The 18,217-nt window shown below is 72.6% G+C and carries 17 protein-coding genes; 5 read left to right on the top strand and 12 right to left on the bottom strand.

Features of this window, described 5'->3' with window-relative positions; translation table 11 throughout:
• Positions 1-55 precede the first annotated feature (55 nt).
• Complete coding sequence (locus AC1MBW_RS10500) at positions 56-1,519, top strand: glycosyltransferase 87 family protein (RefSeq protein ID WP_480024432.1); 1,464 nt, start codon at positions 56-58, stop codon at positions 1,517-1,519.
• Here the strand turns inward: AC1MBW_RS10500 and AC1MBW_RS10495 are convergent.
• Genes AC1MBW_RS10495 through AC1MBW_RS10480 form a run of 4 tightly spaced genes read right to left on the bottom strand, consistent with a single transcriptional unit; the run spans position 1,507 to position 4,680 of the window.
• Entirely contained in the window at positions 1,507-2,565 is a 1,059-nt protein-coding gene (locus tag AC1MBW_RS10495; RefSeq protein WP_480024431.1) for a sulfate/molybdate ABC transporter ATP-binding protein, read from the bottom strand. The two genes, AC1MBW_RS10500 and AC1MBW_RS10495, sit on opposite strands and share 13 nt — an antisense overlap.
• Complete coding sequence (locus AC1MBW_RS10490; protein WP_480024430.1) at positions 2,562-3,446, bottom strand: ABC transporter permease; 885 nt, start codon at positions 3,444-3,446, stop codon at positions 2,562-2,564. Before AC1MBW_RS10490 ends, AC1MBW_RS10495 begins: the two co-directional genes overlap by 4 nt.
• 10 nt (positions 3,447-3,456) lie before the next feature.
• Positions 3,457-4,272 carry a molybdate ABC transporter substrate-binding protein gene (gene modA, locus AC1MBW_RS10485; protein ID WP_480024429.1) on the bottom strand — a complete coding sequence of 272 codons (816 nt, stop codon included), beginning with the start codon at positions 4,270-4,272 and terminating at the stop codon, positions 3,457-3,459.
• Positions 4,273-4,275: 3 nt separating this feature from the next.
• Positions 4,276-4,680, bottom strand: a complete 405-nt coding sequence (locus tag AC1MBW_RS10480; protein WP_480024428.1) for a TOBE domain-containing protein — start codon at positions 4,678-4,680, stop codon at positions 4,276-4,278.
• Between the two features lie 158 nt (positions 4,681-4,838).
• Here AC1MBW_RS10480 and moaA point away from each other — a divergent pair, with 158 nt between their 5' ends.
• Both moaA and AC1MBW_RS10470 read left to right on the top strand, forming a co-directional pair.
• Complete coding sequence (gene moaA / locus AC1MBW_RS10475; protein WP_480024427.1) at positions 4,839-5,933, top strand: GTP 3',8-cyclase MoaA; 1,095 nt, start codon at positions 4,839-4,841, stop codon at positions 5,931-5,933.
• A gap of 1 nt (position 5,934) precedes the next feature.
• Positions 5,935-6,252 (top strand): MoaD/ThiS family protein, encoded by a 318-nt coding sequence (locus tag AC1MBW_RS10470; protein ID WP_480024426.1) that lies wholly within the window; start codon positions 5,935-5,937, stop codon positions 6,250-6,252.
• Between the two features lie 11 nt (positions 6,253-6,263).
• Here the strand turns inward: AC1MBW_RS10470 and AC1MBW_RS10465 are convergent, their stop codons facing one another.
• Positions 6,264-7,547, bottom strand: coding sequence for a ThiF family adenylyltransferase (locus AC1MBW_RS10465; protein WP_480024425.1), 1,284 nt, complete (start codon positions 7,545-7,547; stop codon positions 6,264-6,266).
• Between AC1MBW_RS10465 and AC1MBW_RS10460 the strand changes: the two genes are divergently transcribed.
• The gene (locus tag AC1MBW_RS10460; protein ID WP_480024424.1) at positions 7,546-9,213 is read left to right on the top strand and encodes a glycosyltransferase family 39 protein; all 1,668 of its coding nucleotides are present in this window, start codon (positions 7,546-7,548) and stop codon (positions 9,211-9,213) included. The genes AC1MBW_RS10465 and AC1MBW_RS10460 overlap by 2 nt on opposite strands.
• A gap of 100 nt (positions 9,214-9,313) precedes the next feature.
• On the opposite strand, the gene AC1MBW_RS10455 is transcribed toward AC1MBW_RS10460, so the two are convergent.
• The 7 genes from AC1MBW_RS10455 to rsmI form a co-directional block, all read right to left on the bottom strand.
• Entirely contained in the window at positions 9,314-10,252 is a 939-nt protein-coding gene (locus tag AC1MBW_RS10455) for a 4-(cytidine 5'-diphospho)-2-C-methyl-D-erythritol kinase (protein ID WP_054146905.1), read from the bottom strand.
• A gap of 13 nt (positions 10,253-10,265) precedes the next feature.
• Positions 10,266-10,832: a hypothetical protein gene (locus AC1MBW_RS10450; RefSeq protein ID WP_480024423.1), complete on the bottom strand. Its 567-nt coding sequence runs from the start codon at positions 10,830-10,832 to the stop codon at positions 10,266-10,268.
• A gap of 33 nt (positions 10,833-10,865) precedes the next feature.
• On the bottom strand, positions 10,866-11,768 hold the full coding sequence (rsmA, locus tag AC1MBW_RS10445; RefSeq protein ID WP_480024422.1) for a 16S rRNA (adenine(1518)-N(6)/adenine(1519)-N(6))-dimethyltransferase RsmA: 903 nt from the start codon (positions 11,766-11,768) through the stop codon (positions 10,866-10,868).
• Positions 11,768-12,760, bottom strand: a complete 993-nt coding sequence (locus AC1MBW_RS10440) for a TatD family hydrolase (protein WP_480024421.1) — start codon at positions 12,758-12,760, stop codon at positions 11,768-11,770. Before AC1MBW_RS10440 ends, rsmA begins: the two co-directional genes overlap by 1 nt.
• A complete protein-coding gene (gene metG, locus AC1MBW_RS10435) occupies positions 12,757-14,325 on the bottom strand; it encodes a methionine--tRNA ligase (RefSeq protein ID WP_480024420.1) in 1,569 nt (522 codons plus the stop codon). The genes AC1MBW_RS10440 and metG overlap by 4 nt, the downstream gene beginning before the upstream one ends.
• A 96-nt stretch (positions 14,326-14,421) precedes the next feature.
• Positions 14,422-15,414, bottom strand: a complete 993-nt coding sequence (locus tag AC1MBW_RS10430; RefSeq protein ID WP_480024419.1) for an NADP-dependent oxidoreductase — start codon at positions 15,412-15,414, stop codon at positions 14,422-14,424.
• Positions 15,415-15,507: 93 nt separating this feature from the next.
• On the bottom strand, positions 15,508-16,335 hold the full coding sequence (rsmI, locus tag AC1MBW_RS10425; RefSeq protein WP_480024418.1) for a 16S rRNA (cytidine(1402)-2'-O)-methyltransferase: 828 nt from the start codon (positions 16,333-16,335) through the stop codon (positions 15,508-15,510).
• A gap of 46 nt (positions 16,336-16,381) precedes the next feature.
• Here rsmI and AC1MBW_RS10420 point away from each other — a divergent pair, with 46 nt between their 5' ends.
• Entirely contained in the window at positions 16,382-18,121 is a 1,740-nt protein-coding gene (locus AC1MBW_RS10420; protein WP_480024417.1) for a dolichyl-phosphate-mannose--protein mannosyltransferase, read from the top strand.
• Positions 18,122-18,217 lie beyond the last annotated feature (96 nt).

Genomic DNA, 18,217 nt, shown 5'->3' with positions numbered 1-18,217 from the left:
TCCGATGCGCACGACTCGGACGGACTCCCAGGGCCGATTCGGCCAGACTGGGGGCGTGCGTACTGTGTTCGCGGCCGTTGCCGTCCTCGGATTGGCCGGGGCGATCGCCTGGGGCGTCGTGAACGTCGGGTTCCTCATGAAAGAGCTGCGCACCGACTTCGTCGTCTGGACCGCCGTGTGCTGGGCGCTGTTCGCCGTGGCGGTCGTGCTGCTGCGGCGGGTGCCCGTGCGACACGTCACGGCACTCGTGATCGCGGGCACGGCCCTGGTCGGTGGTGCAGGCCTGACCGGCGTGCCCAACACGAGCACCGACCCGGCGCGCTACGCCTGGGACGGCATCGTGCAGACCGCCGGCGTCTCGCCCTACGAGTACACGCCCGACGCGGGCGAACTGCGCGACCTGCGCCCGACGTGGATCTTCCCCGAGTCGACGCCGTTCACCCGCGACGACGGCACGATCGGCGAACGCTGCGGCGAGCCCGACCGCCAGGTGCACCGTGCCTACGACAGCCAGACCGGCGACGTCGTCTGCACGCTGATCAACCGGCCCGACGTGCCGACCATCTACCCGCCGATGGCCGAGCTGTACTTCTGGGCGGTGTCGGCCGTGGTCGGCCCCGACGCCGGGTTCTTCCCGCTGCAGGCCATGGGCTTCGTGCTCGTGCTGGGGACGACCCTCGCCCTGCTGGCGACGCTGCGTCGTCGGGGTCTCGACCCGCGCTGGGCGGCGTTGTGGGGTTGGTGCCCGCTCGTGGTCGGCGAGGGGATCACCAACTCGCACGTCGACCTGCTCGGCGCCGTGCTCGTGGTCGCCGCGTCGTTGCTCGTCGCGACCGGTCGGCGCTTCCGCGGCGGCATCGCGCTCGGGGCCGCGATCGCGACCAAGCTCATCCCGGTGATCGCGGCACCCGCCCTGCTGCGTGGGCAGCCCTGGAAGGTGATCAGCGCCTCCGTCGTCACCTTCGCCGTCCTCTACGTGCCCTACGTCGCGATGACCGGGTGGGGGGTGCTGGGGTACCTGCCGGGGTACCTGACCGAAGAGGGCTACGAGGACGGTTCCCGGTTCGTGTTCCTGTCGGCCTTCCTGCCCGACGCGTGGACGACACCGGTCGCCGTGCTGATCGTCGGCGTCACGGCGGTGCTCGTGTGGGTGAAGACCCCGGCACACGACCCGTGGCTCGGGCAGCTCGCGATGATCGGCGTGACGCTCGTCACCGTCAGCCCGCGCTACCCCTGGTACGCACTGCTGCTGGTGCCGTTCGTCGCGCTGACCGGGCGGGTCGAGTGGTTGGCGATCCCACTCGCGCTGCTCGTCCGCCAGCTCGAGCCGGGCATGGCGCTGCAGCGCGCGTCACTCGCCTCGGCCGTGCTGGTCATCCTGCTCGTGACGCTCTGGCGGGCCGGGCCCGGGTTCACCGACCGGTTGCTCGACGGCATCGAGCGCGACGTCGACCGGGTGCGACGCGTCGTCGGACGCAGACGTCCCGGCTCCCTGTCGACCCCCGCTCAGACCAGGTAGGCGACGGCGTCCTCGGCGTCGAACGAGAACCGGACGAGGCTGCCCGGGAGGAGGTCGAGGCCGGCGACCACGCCGGGCGGGACGTCGGCCGACACGTCGCCGGCCCGGACACGGACGACGTCACCGCGGGGTTCGAGGTCGGTGAGGACGAGATCGAGGACGTTCTCGAGCGGTGCCGCCCCCGGAGCGGCCCCCGTCGTCACGCGCACGGCGCTCGGCCGGACGGCCACCGCCGCGGCCGCCCCCGACGGGAGCGCGTCGGCGGAGCGGACGGTCAGCAGGGTGCCGTCGTCGAGCCGGACGCCTCCCCCGTGAGCCGTGCCGGTCAGCAGGTCGAGACCCGCGAGCCCGGCGGCGAACGGTGTGGTCGGGCGTTCGAGGACCGCCCGCGTGGGGCCGACGTCGACGACCCGACCGCCCTCGAGCACGACGACCCGGTCGGCGAGGGTGAAGGCGTCGAGGACGTCGTGCGTGACGACGACCGCCGTGCGGTCGGCCAGGACGTCGCGCAGCGTCCGTCGCAGGGCGGGCGCGACCGACACGTCCAGGGCGGCCATCGGCTCGTCGAGCAGCAGCAGGTCGGGGGCCGCCGCCAGGGCCCGCGCGACGGCGATGCGCTGCGCCTGGCCGCCCGAGAGCTGCGCCGGCCGACGGTCGGCGAGCGCCGTGGCGTCGACCCGGGCCAGCCAGTCGGCCGCGCGACGGGTGGACTCGCGGCGCGGCACGCCGGCGCTGCGCGGCCCGAACGCGACGTTGTCGAGGGCGCTGAGGTGCGGGAAGAGCAGGGCGTCCTGGGCGAGCATCGAGACGCCACGCTCGTGCGGGCGCAGCGCAGGTCCGCGTCCTCGGCCGTCGACGTCGAAGAGCAGGCGGTCACCCAGCCGGGCCGAACCGTGGTCGGGTCGCAGCAGGCCCGCGATCAGCGCCAGCAGCGTCGACTTGCCCGCACCGTTCGGGCCGAGGACGGCCACCGTCTCGCCCTCCGCGACGGTGAACTCGACGTCGAAGCCGCGGTCCTCGACGACCGCCGCGAACTCGAGCGTCACGACCCGCGCCTCCTCGTGGCGACACGGGACGACTGGCCGGCCTGGTGCGCGAGGGCGACGACGACGACCGCCGCGAGGACGAGCACGAGCGACAGCGCCACGGCGGCGTCGGGGTCGGTCTCGCGTTGCAGGTAGATCTCGAGCGGCAGGGTCCGCGTGACGCCCTGCAGCGACCCGGCGAAGGTCAGCGTCGCCCCGAACTCGCCGAGTGCCCGGGCGAACGACAGCACGGCTCCCGAGACGAGGGCGGGCAGCACGAGCGGCAGGGTGACCCGCCGCAGCACGGTCGTGGGCCGGGCCCCCAGGGTGGACGCGACGGCCTCGTAGCGCGTGCCCACCGTGCGGAGGGCACCCTCGAGGCTCAGCACCAGGAAGGGCAGGGCGACGAAGGTCTGGGCCAGCACGACCGCCGTGGTCGAGAACGCGATGGTCACGCCGAGAGCGTCGAAGGTCTGACCCAGCAGGCCACGGCGCCCGAAGGTGTAGAGCAACGCGATGCCCCCGACGACGGGCGGGAGCACCAACGGCAGCAGCACGAGCGACCGCAGCACCTTCTGGCCCCGGAACTCGGTACGGGCCAGCACGACGGCCATCGGGACGCCCAGCACGACGCAGATCAGGGTCGCCGCGACCGAGGTGCGCAGGCTGAGCCAGAACGCGTCGACCGACGACTCGGACGTGACCAGCGGCACGAACTCGGCCCAGTCGACCCTCGACACCATGGCGACCAGGGGCAGCAGCACGAAGGCGGCACCGAGCGCCGCGACGACCGCGACCCACGCCGGGACGCTCGCGTACGCCCGGCGACGTCGACGGAGGACGCGTCGGGTGGCCTCGGGTGGGGTCGCTCCGGGCCGGGGCGACCGGGGACGTCGTGTCACGGGACCGTCCTCACGGCGTGCCGAAGCCGGCGTCCTGCAGCACGCCCTGCCCGACCTCGCCGGTGACGAAGGCGACGAACGCCTCGGCCACCGCCGGGTTCGCCGTGTCGGCCACGGGGGCGATCGGGTACGTGTTGACGGCCTGGTCGGCCTCGGGGAAGTCGATGCCCTGCACGCTGTCACCGGCGGCCTCGACGTCGGTGACGTAGACCAGCCCGGCGTCGGCCTCGCCCGAGGTGACCTTGCCGAGCACGTCGGTGACCGAGGACTCCTCGCTGACCGGCGAGATCGTCACGCCGGTCGCCTTCTCGACCGTCGCCGTCGCTGCCCCGCACGGCACCTGGGCGGCGCAGATCACGGTCTTCACGTCGGGCTTCGCGAGGTCGGCGAAGTCGGTGACGCCGGCCGGGTTCGACGACGGCACCGCGATCGTGAGGACGTTCGTGGCGAAGTCCTCGGGTGCCGACGGGTCGACGAGTCCGGCGTCGGTCAACGTCGCCATGTTCTCCTCGTCGGCCGAGGCGAAGACGTCCGCGGGGGCACCCTCGGTGATCTGCGTGACGAGATCGGACGAGCCCGCGAAGGTCAGCTCGACGGTCGTGCCGGGGTGGGCCTTCTCGAACTCGTCGGCCAGTTCGGTGAACGTGGTCGTGAGCGAGGCGGCGGCGTAGACCGTGATCGACCCCTCGAGGGCCGAGCCGGAGGCCGTCGGGGTCGCGCTGGTCGCCGGGTCGACGGTCGCACCCGAGCAACCCGTCAGGGCGAGGGCCGTCGCCACCGCGAGGGTTCCGGCGAGCGTCGTGACGTTCGAGCGGGTTCTTCCCACGGGTCAGGCCTTCCCGCCGGGGGTCTCGATGATGACCGTCGTGGCCTTCACGACGGCGATGGCCACCGAGCCGGGCTCGAGGCCCAGCTCGCGGACGGCCTCGCTGCTCATCAGCGAGACGATGCGGTGCGGTCCGCACTGCAGCTCGACCTGGGCCATGACCCGGTCGGCCGTGATCTCGGTGACGACGCCCACCAGGCGGTTGCGTGCCGAGCGCCCCACCTCGGACGGGTCGGCGGGCAGGACGGCGTTCTTCCGGGCGAGCGTCGCGAGCGCGAGGCCGTCGACCACGCCGCGCCCGGCGTCGTCCTTCACGCTCTCGAGCAGTCCGAGGTCGATCCAGCGACGCACCGTGTCGTCGCTCACGCCGAGGAACGCCGCAGCGTCCTTGATCCGTATCTGCGCCATGAGGGTGAGCTTAGTTCCGAATGCGCGGACGCGCGCACGTGATGGACGGCGTCGATCGAGCCTGCGACGCCGGTCGTCGTGCGCCGGGGAACGAACGGAGGCGCGGGTCGCCTCCCCCGGACACCGCGCGTTCGGCCCCGCGGGCTTAACCTCGACGGATGACCGTCTCGCTCGGACTGCCCACCATGCCCGGCCGGGCCTCCGCCGACGCCCTGCTGCCCCCGCGGCCGACGAACGACGTGGCACCGGGACTGCTCGACCGCTTCGGTCGGACCGCGACCGACCTGCGGGTCTCGCTGACCGACAAGTGCAACCTGCGCTGCACCTACTGCATGCCGGCCGAGGGCCTGCCGGCGCTCCCCCGTGAGCAGGCGCTGGACGCCGACGAGATCGTGCGCCTGGTCGGCATCGGCGTGCGTGACCTCGGCATCCGCCAGGTGCGGTTCACCGGTGGCGAGCCCCTGCTGCGTGCCGACCTGATCGACATCGTGCGGCGGGTCGCCGCGATCGAGCCGCGACCCGAGGTCTCGCTGACCACGAACGCGATCGGCCTGGCGCACCGCGCGCAGGCCCTCGCCGACGCCGGGCTCGACCGGGTCAACGTGTCGCTCGACTCGCTGCACGCCGAGACGTTCATGAAGGTCTCGCGTCGCCCCTTCCTCGACAAGGTGCTCGCCGGGGTCGACGCCGCGGCCGCGGCCGGCCTCACCCCGGTCAAGATCAACGCGGTGCTGCTGCCCGGCATCAACGACCACGAGGCCCCCGACCTGCTCGCCTGGGCGCTGCGCGGCGGCCACGAGCTGCGCTTCATCGAGCAGATGCCGTTGGACGCCGACCGCAGCTGGGACCGCGCCTCGTTCGTCACCTCGCGGGACATCCATTCGCTGATCGCCACCCGGTTCGACCTGAGCCCCGCCGACGTCCCGCGCGACGGTGCCCCCGCCGAGCTGTTCGACGCCGTCGGTCGCGGTGACGACGCCGGGTTGACGGGTCGGGTCGGGATCATCGCGTCGGTCAGCGAGCCGTTCTGCGCCGACTGCCGACGCACCCGCATGACCGCCGAGGGCGGCATCCGCAGCTGCCTCTTCAGCGGCGGCGAGACCGGCCTGCGCGACCTGCTGCGCAGCGGGGCGAGCGACCTCGAACTGGCCGACGCCTGGCGCGGTGCCATGTGGGCCAAGCCCTCGGGCCACGGCATCGACGACCCGGACTTCGTGCAACCCGAACGCACCATGAGCGCCATCGGAGGCTGAGATGACGACCACGAACCCCGCCCCCACCGTCGGCGAAGCCGCTTCGGCCTCCGTCTCGGCGACCCTGCGCTTCTTCGCGGCCGCCCGCACCACCGTGGGCCGCGACGATCAGCGCGTCGAGGTGCCCGCGGGCGAACGCCCGACCATCGGACGCCTGCTGACCGAGGTCCGCCCGGTCGAGGGCGTGTCGGCCGCGGACTTCCGCGACGTCCTGCTGCGCTGCTCGTTCCTCGTCGACGGACTGACGACGCGGGACCGCGAGCAGCTCGTGCCCGACGGCACGGTGATCGACGTCATGCCGCCCTTCGCCGGCGGCTGAGCACCGCCCGCCTACGGTCGCGCGGGCGCCCCCTGCGCGAGCTGCCACCCGAGCATGCCCCCGTGCAGCACCGACACGTCGAAGCCGTCGCCCGCCAGCAGGTCGGCCGCGGCTCGGGCCCGCGGCCCTCGGGCGCAGTAGACGACCACCCGCTGCGCCGGGTCGAGTTCGGGCCGCTGCCGGGTGCGCGTGCCGTACCCGGGAGCCTGCACGTCACCCGCGATGTGGGCGAAGTCGTGCTCGTCGACCTCGCGCACGTCGAGCAGGGTGAAATCGGTGTCGCCGGTCGCGCGTGCCCCGAGCAAGGTCGTCAGCTCGTCGGCGTCGACGTCGGGGCCGACACTGCGACCATGCACCGGTGTGTCGGCGGTGGTCGTGTGCGCCCCCGGGACCGAGGACGAGGAGGCGCGGCGCGCGCCGTTCACCGTGGCCCGGGCCTCGACCCGGTGCGGGGCACGGGCCAACCGGCTCTCACGCCAGGTGCCGCCCAGGGCGTCGACGGTCACGACCCGGCCGAGCAGCGGCTCGCCGAGTCCGGTCAGCAGCTTCACGACCTCGCTGGCCATGCCCGTGCCCACCGTGCCGCACAGCGGCCCCAGCACGCCGACGTCGGCGCAGGACTCGTCCCAGCCCGAGGCGGGCGGGGCGGGGTGGAGGTCGCGGTAGTCGACCGCCCGGCCGTCGGGGGCGTCGTCCCAGAAGACGCTGAACTGGCCGTCCCAGCGGTTGACACTGCCCCAGACGACCGGCAGGCCGCGAGCGGCCGCGGCGTCGGCCACGAGGTAGCAGGTGTCGAAGGAGTCGCTGCCGTCGACCACGACGTCGTAGTCGTCGAGCAGGTCGGCGGTGCGTTCGCTCAGGCGGAACGGGTGGGCGACGACGGTCACGTCGGGGTTCGCGGCCCGCACCCAGTCGGCGGCGGCGCGGGCCTTCGGGAAGCCCAGCTGGTCGGGTCGGAACAGCACCTGGCGTTGTAGGTTCGACAGGTCGACGGCATCGTCGTCGACGATTCCCAGGGTTCCCACACCCGAGGCTGCGAGATATTGGATGACCGGCGCGCCCAGCCCGCCGGCCCCGACCACCAGCACCCTCGACGTCGCCAGACGCCCCTGGGAGCCCAGACCGAACCCCGGCAGGCGCACGCTTCGCGAGTAGCGTTCGCCCTCGGCGGGGTCGCCGCCGTGTCCGCCGTCGCGCACGTCGGCACCGTGCACGCCACCGTCGCGCACGGCCGCCCCGGGCGCGTCACCACCGTGTCGCGCGCGAGATCCGCCGAGAGGGGGAAGAGACGACATGACGAACCTCCTGCATCCGGCCGACGGTCGATCGACCGCGCCCACTGTACCCACGACGTCCGACACCGGTCGGGGCACGACCCTCGCGCGCCTCCGGCACTGGCGACACCTCGACGCCCTGCTGATCGGCCTGCTGGCCGCCGTGATCTCGGGAGCCTTCCTCTGGGTGCCCTCGGTCTGGTACGACGAGGCGGCGACGGTCATCTCGGCGACCCGCAGCTGGGGCCAGCTCTGGCAGATGGTCCAGACCGTCGACCTGGTGCACGCCACCTACTACGCGTTCATGCACCTGTGGTTCGACGTCTTCCCGTATTCGCCGATCTCGCTCCGGGTTCCCAGCACGCTCGTCACGGGGCTCGCGGCCGCGCTCACGGTCGTGCTGGCTCGCACCCTCGCCGACCGCCGGACGTCCGTCGTGGCCGGCCTGCTGTTCTGCCTGATCCCCCGCGTGACCTGGATGGGCGGCGAGGGCCGTTCGTACGCCTTCTCGGCGATGTTCGCCGTCGCCCTGACCCTCGTGCTCGTCACCGCCTCGCGTCGCACGGCCCAGGTGGGCGAGACCCGCACCCGGGCGTCGGCGGTGCGCTGGTGGGTCGCCTACGCCGTGCTCGCCGTCGTCTCGGTGCTGTTCTTCCTGTACGTCGCCTTCGTCGTGGTGGGGCACGGCGTCACCATGCTGGTGCAGTGGCGACGGGAGCGCCGCCTCCGCGCCTCCTCCGGGTCGGTGGCGGGGTCGACTGACGCGGCGGACCCCGCCCCGCTCGTCGGCGGACCGCACGGCGCGCGCGGCTCGTTCCTCGGCTGGTTCGCCGGTGCGGCCGTCGCCGGTCTCGCGAGCCTGCCCGTCGTGTACTTCACGTCCGAGCAGAGCGGCCAGGTCGGCTGGCTCGACCGACCGAGCTTCGCCACGATCAACCAGGTGTTGACGACGCAGTGGTTCTACCAGAACGACCGTTTCGCCGTCTTCGGCTGGATGCTGGTCGTCGCCGGCCTGGTCGTCGTGGTCGCCGGTCTCGTGCCCCGCGCCCGGGGCCTCGCCGAGGTCGTCCTGCCGTGGATGATCGTCCCCACCGTCGGTCTCGTGGGCGTCTCGCTCGTGACCGAGCCGCTCTACTCGCCGCGCTACCTCACCTTCGGCACCCCGGCCGTCGCGATCATGATGGCCGTCGCGGTGGCCGCCATCCCCTGGCGGCGGGTCGTCGCGCTCGTGCTGCTGCTCGCCCTGGTGCTCACCGCTCCGACCTGGGAGCGTCAACGACAGCCCGAGGCGAAGGACTCCGCCGCCTGGAACCAGGTGGCCGACCTCGTCGCCGGACAGCGCGCCCTCGAGCCCGCCGGTACGACCGAGGGCGTCGTGTTCGGCCCCGTGCGTCGGCACCCCAAGGCGACGTCGCGCATCATCGAGAACACCTACCCCGCGGCGTTCGAGGGCATGTCCGACTTCACGCTCGAGACCCCCGCGGCCGAGACCGGCGGCCTGTGGGAGGTCCAGCACCCGCTCGAGGACGTCATCGACCGCACCGACGACCTCGACGTCGTCTGGCTGATCACGAGCGACAAGCAGGACTGGCGCCCCCGCGTCACCGCCGACCTCGCCGCGAAGGGCTTCCACGTCGCCGACGAGTGGCACCTCACCCGCACCAACGTGCTCAAGTACGAGCGCTGAGCCCCGCGAGTCACCGGGACCCCAGGAATGCGCCGAGACCCCTCTGCGCGCACAGGGGTCTCGGTGACTTCCTGGGGTCTCAGGGCCTGCGGCGACGGAGTCAGTCGGTGACGACGCGGGCGCCGTGCACGGGGCCCGTGGCGCGCACCACCGTGAGACGGGCGGCGCTCAAGGCGATCTGCAGCTCGAGGGCGCCGTCGAGGTCGGGCGCGAGGAACGCGACGGTCGGGCCGGAACCCGACACGATGCCCGCCAGGGCACCGTTGCCCTCGCCGAGCTCGAGGACGTCGGCCAGGCCCGGCTGGAGGTGCAGGGCGGGTGCCTGGAGGTCGTTGTGCATGGCGTCCGCGAGCATGCCCGGGTCACCCGCACGGAGGGCCTGCAGGACGCCGGCGTCGACGACGGGATGCCGCACCGACCGGATCTCGCCTTGGTGCCGCAGCCGGTGGGCGTCGAGTTCGTCGTAGACGCGGGGCGTCGAGAGGCCGACGTCGGCGACGGCCAGCACCCACTGGAACTGTCCCTTCGCCAGGGCCGGGCTGAGTTCGTCGCCGCGGCCGGTGCCGATCGCGGTGCCGCCGGCGAAGGCGAACGGGACGTCGGCACCGAGCCGAGCCGAGAGCCGCAGCAGTTCGTCGCGGCCCACGCCGGTGCCCCACAGGGTGTCGCAGGCGAGCAGCGTCGCGGCCGCGTCGGCCGAACCGCCCCCCATGCCGCCGGCCACCGGCACGGCCTTGTCGACGGTCAGTGCGACGCCTCCGGCGTAGCCGGTCGTCTCGGCCAGCAGGCGCGCGGCCTTGATCGCCAGGTTGGACTCGTCGGTCGGCACGCCCGACACGTCGATCGACGGGCCGCCCGTGACGCTGACCGTGAAGCCGTCGGCGTGCCGCGCGCGCACGTCTTCGTAGAGGGACACGGCCTGGTAGGCGGTCGCGAGGTCGTGGTACCCGTCGTCCTGCAGATCGCCGACGGCGAGGAAGACGTTGATCTTGCCCGGCGCACGCGTGTGGACCACGGTCGGGGCGGCCACGGACGTCATGCGTCCAACCTAGTCAGTTCTGGCGATCACCCATGACGTCGAACGCCCGCGTCAACCCCTCTTTCACGGGCTGGACCCGTTCGGGCAGGCGCAGGCCGCCCTGCGTCAACGACACCGAGCACTTCGGACCGCCGGTCGACACCACCTGGAGGCGCAGGGTGTCCCCGTGCGCGAGGGTCCAGTCGGCGGTCGGGCGCGTCGCCGACCGGGCGACGACCTCGGGCGGACCCCCGGCGTACCGGGCGAACCGGTCGACGGCGAGGTCGAACAGGTCGAGCGGCGCACCTCGCAGGCTCCGGCCGACGGTGACCGCGTAGCTGCCGTCGGGCTGGCGCCCCGGCGGCTCGATGCCGCGTTCTTGCTCGTAACGCACCGTGATGCCCTCGGCCCACCACGGCACGACCTCGAACTCGTCGACCAGGAGGCGCGAGATCTGCTCGTGGGACAGTCGCGTCGCCCCCGCGGCGTCGAGCCGTGCGAACCACTCGGCCGCACCGCGCCCGGTGCCCGACCCGAGCCGGGCGTCGCTGAGCCGCTGCTCGCCGCGCTCACGCTCGCCCCCGCCCGTACCGGAGGGCACGCCGCCGGAGCCGTTCCTGCGTCGGGGCACGGCTCAGCCGGCCTCGCCCTCGTCGGAGTGCAGCACGGCGGCGACGGACGCCCCGGCGAGGGCGTCGACGTCACTGACCCGGGCCACGGCGAGGAAGTCGTCGACGGTGAGCTGCTCGCCCCGCTGCGTCGGAGCGAGGCCGGCCCGCTCGAGAGCCTCGGACGCCGCGGCGGACGAGCCGTAGAGGGACGACAGCGACTGGCGCAGCATCTTCCGACGCTGCTGGAACGCGGCGTCGACGAGGGCGAACGTCGCCCGACGCTCTAGGTCGCTGCCCCGGGCCGGCTTGCGGTCGAAGGCGACGAGGATGCTGTCGACGTTGGGCACCGGCCAGAACACCTGCCGGCTGACCTGGCCCGCGGCGCGGAACTCGCCGTACCACGCGGCCTTGATGCTCGGGCCGCCGTAGACCTTCGAGCCGGGCTCGGCGGCGAGACGCAGACCGACCTCGGACTGCACCATGACGAGCCCGTGCTCGAGCCCGCCGAAGTGCTCGAGGAAATGCAGCAGCACCGGCACGCTGACGTTGTACGGCAGGTTCGCCACGAGGTGGGTGGGTTCGTCGGGCAGGGTCGTCACGCGCAGGGCGTCGTCGACCACGACGGTGAGGTCGGCCGCCGGCTGCAGCTGCGCGACGGTCTTCGGCAACTGTTCGGCGAGGCGCTTGTCGATCTCGACGGCCACCACCTTGGCGCCCGCCTCGAGCAGGCCCAGGGTGAGCGAGCCGAGCCCGGGGCCGATCTCGACGACCGTCATGCCGGCCGAGACGCCCGACGCGGCGACGATGCGACGCACGGTGTTGGCGTCGTGGACGAAGTTCTGCCCGAGCTTCTTGGTCGGCTGCACGCCCAGCAGGTCGGCGAGGTCGCGGATCTCGGCGGGGCCGAGCAGGGTGGCGCGCGACATCAGCCCTCGACCGTCACGGGCTCGCTATCCCAGGTGCCGTAGACCAGCTCGGTCGTCGACGAGATCTGGGCGGCGAGCATGGACACGTCGGTGCCGATCGTCTCGGCCATCGACCGTAGCGTGAAGGGGATCAGGTACGGCGCGTTGGGGCGTCCGCGGTAGGGCACCGGCGTCAGGTAGGGCGCGTCGGTCTCGACCATGATCAGGTTGCGCGGCAGCTGCACGAGGGCGTCGCGCAGGGGCTGGGCGTTCTTGAACGTCACCGTGCCGGCGAAGGACGCGTACCAGCCGTTCTCGGCGAGGATGCTCGCCAGCTCGGGCCCGCCGCTGAAGCAGTGGAAGACGGTGCGTTCGGGAGCGCCCACCTCGAGCAGCAGGTCGACCACGTCGTCGTGGGCGTCGCGGTCGTGGATCTGCAGGGCCAGGCCGTGGCGCTTGGCGATCTCGATGTGGCCGCGGAAGGCCTCGAGCTGGGCCGCGCGACCGTCCTCACCGGTGCGGAAGAAGTCGAGGCCGGTCTCGCCGACCGCACGAACGCGCGGTCGGGCGGCGAGCCCGTCGAGCTCGGCCAGCGCGTCGTCGAGGGTGCCCGCGGCGGCCAGGGCGGGTGCTTCGTTCGGGTGGATCGCGACGGCGGCGAGCACCCGGGGCTCGCGGCTGGCGATCTCGGCCGACCAGCGGGACGTCTCGAGGTCGGTGCCGACCTGCACGACACCGCGCACGCCGACGGCCGAGGCCCGGTCGAGGTGCTCGCGGTAGTCCAGGGGGCCGTCGCCGTCGTCTCCGACGCCGTCGGCGATCTCGAGGTGCGTGTGGTTGTCGTAGACCGGCACGACGAGCGGCTGAGGAGGCGCGGGGTAGGTCAGATCGCGCTTCTGCCCGTCGGCACCCGACGAGCGGTGCCGGACGTGCGTCGCCGGGTCTGCGGCAGGCGTGCCGCCGTCGGTCGCGCCGCCACCGGCCACGACGCCGCCGGCCGTGTCGTCGCTCATGCCGCGGGCTCGGGCTGTTCGATGCGGGGGAAGAGCCCGGCGGCGAGCGGCTGGACCTCGGGAGCGCTCGACCACTCGGCCGCCCGGTCGACGGGCTGGCTGGTCAGCTCGCCCTGCCCGATCGACTGCCACAGGGTGTGCGTGGCCGTCGGGATGAACGGCGACAGCAGCACGGTGAGGGTGCCCAGGCCCCGCAGGGCGGTGGCGAGGACGGTCGCGAGACGGTCGCGCTGCGACTCGTCTTTCGCGATGGCCCAGGGCTCTTGCTCGGTGATGTAGCCGTTCAGCTGGTCGACGAGCTGCCAGATCGAGGCCAACGCCTCGTTGATCGCGAAGCGGTCGATCGCCGCGTCGGCCTCGGCCGTGACGCGCAGCTCGGTCTCGCGCACGGCGAGGTCGGCCTCGGTCAGGTCGCCGGCGACGGGAACGGTGCCGTCGAAGTACCGGGTGATCATGGCCACGACGCGCGAGGCGAGGTTGCCGAACCCGTTGGCCAGCTCGGCCTGGTAGCGGGCCGCGATGTCTTCCCAGCTGAAGTTGCCGTCCTGGCCGAAGGTGATGGCGCGCATGAAGTAGTAGCGGAACGCGTCGGCCCCGAAGACGTCGGTGATCTGCTGCGGAGCGATGCCCGTGAGCTTCGACTTCGACATCTTCTCGCCGCCGACCAGCAGCCAGCCGTGACCGAAGACGTTCGCGGGCACCGGCAGCCCGGCGGCCATGAGCATGGCGGGCCAGATGACGGCGTGGAACCGCACGATGTCTTTCCCGACGAGCTGCACCGCCGGCCAGCGCCGCCGGAACTCGTCGTCGTCGACGCCGTAGCCGATCGCCGTGACGTAGTTGAGCAGGGCGTCGAACCACACGTAGACGACGTGCTTCTCGTCCCAGGGCACCTTGACGCCCCAGTCGAAGCTCTGTCGCGAGATCGAGAGGTCGCGCAGACCCTGCTTGACGAACGAGACGACCTCGTTGCGCACCGAGTCGGGCTGCACGAAGTCGGGCTGGGACTCGTAGAGGTCGAGCAGTCGCTGCTCGAAGTCGCTCATGCGGAAGAAGTAGTTGCTCTCTTGCAGCACCTCGACCGGGATGCTGTGGATCGCACAGACCTGCTCGCCCTCGTAGGCGCCGGTGCCGGGCACGAGGTCGCTCGGCTGCTTGTACTCTTCGCAGCCGACGCAGTAGAAGCCCTCGAACTCGCCCTGGTAGATGAAGCCGTCGTCGTAGAGCTTCTGCAGGAACTTCTGGACGCCGGCCTCGTGGCGGGCGTCGGTGGTGCGGATGAAGTCGTCGTTGGCGATGTCGACCGTCTGGAGCAGGGGCTTCCAGGCCTCGGTGACGAGCTTGTCGGCCCACTGCTGTGGCGTGACGCCGTGGCTCGTGGCGGTGCGCAGGATCTTCTGACCGTGCTCGTCGGTCCCGGTCAGCAGCCAGGCGTCGTCGCCCCGCTGACGGTGCCACCGGGCGAGCACGTCGGCTGCGACCTCGGTGTAGGCGTGACCGATGTGCGGCACGTCGTTGACGTAGAAGATGGGCGTTGCGATGAAGAAGGAGTCGCCGGCGGGCATGGGGACCATCTTAGGTGGGGGCACCGACGTGATGACGCGACCCGCGCCTCCTGCGTCCACCGTCGGGGACGAGGAGGCGCGGGTCGCGTCGATGGCTCAGGTCGCGTCGTGCTCCTCGGTGCGGTCGTCGGAGCCCGCCCGCTCGCCCGCGTGCTCGCCCGGGTACTCGACGACGTCCATGCCGAGCACGTACTTGCCGCGGGCGTGGCCGTCCTCGAGGTCGCGGTAGGCGTCCTTCACCTCGTCGAGGGGGAAGATGCCGTCGATCGGCACCATGATCTTGTTCGTCGAGATCAGCTCGAGCAGCTCGGACAGGACGGCCTGGCTCGTGGCCTGGGCGCTGCCCTCGGCCTTCACGCCGTGCTCTTCGGCGGCCGCGAAGTCGATGATCGTGTCGATGCGCTGCGGGGCGACGCCGAGCTCGAGCGCGTAGCCGACGTTGCCCTGGCCGAAGCAGTCGACGTAGGCGTCGACGCCCTGCGGGGCGGCCTCGCGGATGCGGTCGACGACGCCGTCGCCGTACTCGACGGGCGTGACGCCGAGCTGACGCAGGAAGTCGTGGTTGCGCTCGCTCGCCGTGCCGATCACGGTGAGCCCGCCGAGGACGGCGAGTTGCGAGACCATCACGCCGACGCCTCCGGCCGCGGCCGAGACGACGAGCGTGTCGCCCTCGGTCGCCTGCACGGCGCGCAGGGCGGCGTAGGCGGTGGGGCCGGTCACGCTGATGCTGCCGGCGACCTCCCACGGCACGTTCTCGGGCTTGGCGACGAGCTCGTCGTGGCCGACGACGACGAACTCGGCGTGCGACGACCGGTTCGCCCAGCCGACGACCTCGTCGCCGACCGACCACTCGTCGACGCCCGCTCCGACCTCGTCGACGACGCCGGCGAAGTCGGTCCCCTGCCCCGACGGGAACGCCGCCGGGAACGCGTCGTGCACCAGACCGGCGCGGATCGCCGCCTCGCCGGGGTTCAGGCCCGCCGCCTTGACGGCGACCACGACCTGGCCGGCACCCGCCTCGGGCTTCGCCACCTGCTCGACCTTCAGCTCGTCGATGTCGCCGTACTGCTCGAAACGGACCGCCTTCATGCCGTGCCTCCTGATCGTGGTGGGCCGCGCCTCCTTCGGGCACGTGCCTGCGTCGAGCTTGCACCCGCCGCCCTGCGAGGGGTACGCGACGCCCTACGCGCGGGGCGGGCGGGCCGCGAGGGCGGCCTGGTAGAGGTCGCGCCTCGACAGGCCCGTGGCGGCGGCCACGTCGGTGGTCGCCTCTTTCAGCCGGGTGCCGTCGGCCACGAGGGCCTGCACCTGGGCGAGCCCGGCGGCCAGGTCGACGACGCGCTCGGGGGCGCCCTCGACCACGATGCAGATCTCGCCGCGCACGCCCTCGGCCGCCCACTCGGCGAGCTCTTCCGCGCTGCCCCGGCGCACCTCTTCGTGCAGCTTGGTCAGCTCGCGGCAGACGACGACGCGGCGCGAGGCCCCGAGGGCCGTCACGAGGTCGCCCAGCGAATCGGCCAGGCGGTGCGGCGACTCGAAGAACACCATGGTGCGGCGCTCGTCGGCGAGCGCGCCCAGCACGCGCAGCCGGTCGCCCTGCTTCCGCGGCAGGAAGCCCTCGAAGCTGAAGCGGTCGGTGGGCAGTCCTGAGACGGCGAGCGCGGTGAGCACCGCGGACGGGCCGGGGATCGCCGTGACGGTGACGCCCGCGGCGGCGGCGGCCTCGACGAGCGGGAACCCGGGGTCGCTGATGGCGGGCATGCCGGCGTCGGTGAGCACGACCACGTCGGAGGTGCGGGCCAGCTCGACGATCTCGCCCGCCTTCTCGCGCTCGTTGTGCTCGTGCAGGGCGATCAGGCGGGGGCGGTTCTCGACGCCCAGGGCGCGCATCAGGTGGATCGCCGTGCGCGTGTCCTCGGCGGCGACGACCTCGGCGTTCGACAGCGTCTCGATCAGGCGGCGGCTGGCGTCGCCGAGGTTTCCGATGGGGGTGGCGGCGAGCACGATCACCCGCCCATTGTCCCCCGGCCCCGGACCGCCCACTTACGATGGCCCGATGACGACCGGGCCCGAGCGCGAATTCGACGCACTCGTCGAGACCGACACCGCGCCTCCTGCCCGTCCGCTGGCCGGCGAGCCGGGCCTGGTGCCGCCCGGTCCGCTCGCCGGCCAGGCGGTCGTCACGGCCGTCGCAATGTCGGTCGACGACACGACGGCGGCCCACACGCGAGAGGCTCCCCTGACCCGGCTCGACGCCTGGTGGGGACGCGTGCTGCGGACCCCGGTCAGGAGGCGCGTCTGGGCCTGGGCGGGTCCCCTCGCGGTCACGCTGCTGGCCGCGGTGCTGCGCCTGTGGCACCTGAACTCCCCCGCGACCCTCGTGTTCGACGAGACCTACTACGTCAAGGACGCCTGGTCGCTGTTCAACTTGGGCTACGAGGGGTCGTGGCCGGCCGACTACGACCCGACCTTCGCCGCCGGCGGGGTCGACGGGTTCCTCGCCGCTCCGTCGTTCGTCGCCCACCCGCCCCTCGGCAAGTGGCTGATCGGCCTCGGCATGGCGGCGGTCGGACCCGAGAACCCGGCGAGCTGGCGCATCAGCACGGCCGTCGTGGGCATCCTCGCGGTCGCCCTGGTGGCGGTCATCGGGTCGCTGCTGCTGCGGTCGACGCTGCTCGGCACGCTGGCGGGGTTCTTCCTCGCGATCGACGGGCACGCGATCGTCATGTCGCGGGTGGCCCTGCTCGACAACTTCGTGATGTTCTTCGGCCTGCTGGCCTTCGGGGCGGTGCTGCTCGACCGCCGGCAGAGCGCCCGGCGGCTCGAGGCCTGGCGGGCGAGGAGGCGCGGTGCCGGTCGCGACATCGCCTGGGGTCCTGCCCTCTGGGCGCGTCCCTGGCTGGTGACGGCCGGGCTGATGTGCGGCCTGGCGACGGCCGTCAAGTGGAACGGCCTGTACTTCCTGGCGTTCTTCGCGGTCTACACGGTGGTGGTCGACATGGTGGCGCGCCGCCGGGCCGGCGTGGAGTTCTGGCTGTCGGGCACGCTCTTCACGCAGGCACCGGTGAGCTTCCTGCTGACCGTCCCCGTCGCCGTGGTGGCCTACCTGGCGAGCTGGACCGGCTGGTTCGTGACGTCGGGCGGCTACTACCGCAGCTGGGTCGAGGACGGCGGCGCCCGGTGGACGGGCGCCCTGGCGTGGGTGCCCGACGTCGTGCAGAACTTCTGGCACTACCAGGCAGGCGTCTACGGGTTCAACGTCGGCCTGCACACCCCCCACGCGTACCAGGCGAACCCGCTCACCTGGTTGCTGATGCTGCGACCGACGAGCATGTACTACCAGGGGTTCGACGAGGGCCAGGGCGGCTGCGACGTGGCCCGGTGCGGCGAGGCGATCACCTCGGTCGCGAACCCGCTGATCTGGTACGCGGCGGTCGCGGCCTGCCTCTACCTCGTCTACCGCGTGGTGCGGTACCGCGAGTGGCGGTACGGGGCGATCCTCGTCGGCGTCGCCGCGGCCTACCTGCCGTGGCTCGCGTTCACCGACCGGACGGTGTTCCAGTTCTACACGGTCGCCTTCGAGCCCTATCTCGTGCTCGGTCTGGCCGCGGTGCTCGGCATCGTCCTCGGACGACGCACCGACGACCGGTCCCGTCGACTGAGCGGGATCGGCGTCACGGCCATCGTGGTCGTGGTCGCCGTGGCCGTGTCGGTCTTCTTCTACCCGCTGTGGACGGGGCAGCTCGAGGACTGGGAGTTCATCCGGTTGCACTACTGGATCCCGAGCTGGAAGTAGCCGGCCTGCGACGAGGGTCGCGCCCCCGACGCACGATGCCTCGTCCCCAGGCGGGAGGCGCGGGTCGGCCGTGTTCCGCCGTGTGACGTCCCGGGT

The sequence above is a fragment of the Frigoribacterium sp. AP1 genome, from assembly GCF_056680555.1.
The sequence above is the reverse complement of the archived record's forward strand: the minus strand, read 5'-3'. Positions and strand labels throughout refer to the sequence as shown.

Excerpts from the sequence above, each read along its gene's own strand:
- AC1MBW_RS10420 (WP_480024417.1), top strand. The coding sequence starts at position 16,382 with ATGACGACCGGGCCCGAGCGCGAATTCGACGCACTCGTCGAGACCGAC.
- moaA (WP_480024427.1), top strand. The coding sequence starts at position 4,839 with ATGACCGTCTCGCTCGGACTGCCCACCATGCCCGGCCGGGCCTCCGCC.
- AC1MBW_RS10480 (WP_480024428.1), bottom strand. The coding sequence starts at position 4,680 with ATGGCGCAGATACGGATCAAGGACGCTGCGGCGTTCCTCGGCGTGAGC.
- AC1MBW_RS10470 (WP_480024426.1), top strand. The coding sequence starts at position 5,935 with ATGACGACCACGAACCCCGCCCCCACCGTCGGCGAAGCCGCTTCGGCC.
- AC1MBW_RS10465 (WP_480024425.1), bottom strand. The coding sequence starts at position 7,547 with ATGTCGTCTCTTCCCCCTCTCGGCGGATCTCGCGCGCGACACGGTGGT.
- AC1MBW_RS10430 (WP_480024419.1), bottom strand. The coding sequence starts at position 15,414 with ATGAAGGCGGTCCGTTTCGAGCAGTACGGCGACATCGACGAGCTGAAG.
- rsmA (WP_480024422.1), bottom strand. The coding sequence starts at position 11,768 with ATGTCGCGCGCCACCCTGCTCGGCCCCGCCGAGATCCGCGACCTCGCC.
- AC1MBW_RS10455 (WP_054146905.1), bottom strand. The coding sequence starts at position 10,252 with ATGACGTCCGTGGCCGCCCCGACCGTGGTCCACACGCGTGCGCCGGGC.
- AC1MBW_RS10460 (WP_480024424.1), top strand. The coding sequence starts at position 7,546 with ATGACGAACCTCCTGCATCCGGCCGACGGTCGATCGACCGCGCCCACT.
- metG (WP_480024420.1), bottom strand. The coding sequence starts at position 14,325 with ATGCCCGCCGGCGACTCCTTCTTCATCGCAACGCCCATCTTCTACGTC.
- AC1MBW_RS10440 (WP_480024421.1), bottom strand. The coding sequence starts at position 12,760 with ATGAGCGACGACACGGCCGGCGGCGTCGTGGCCGGTGGCGGCGCGACC.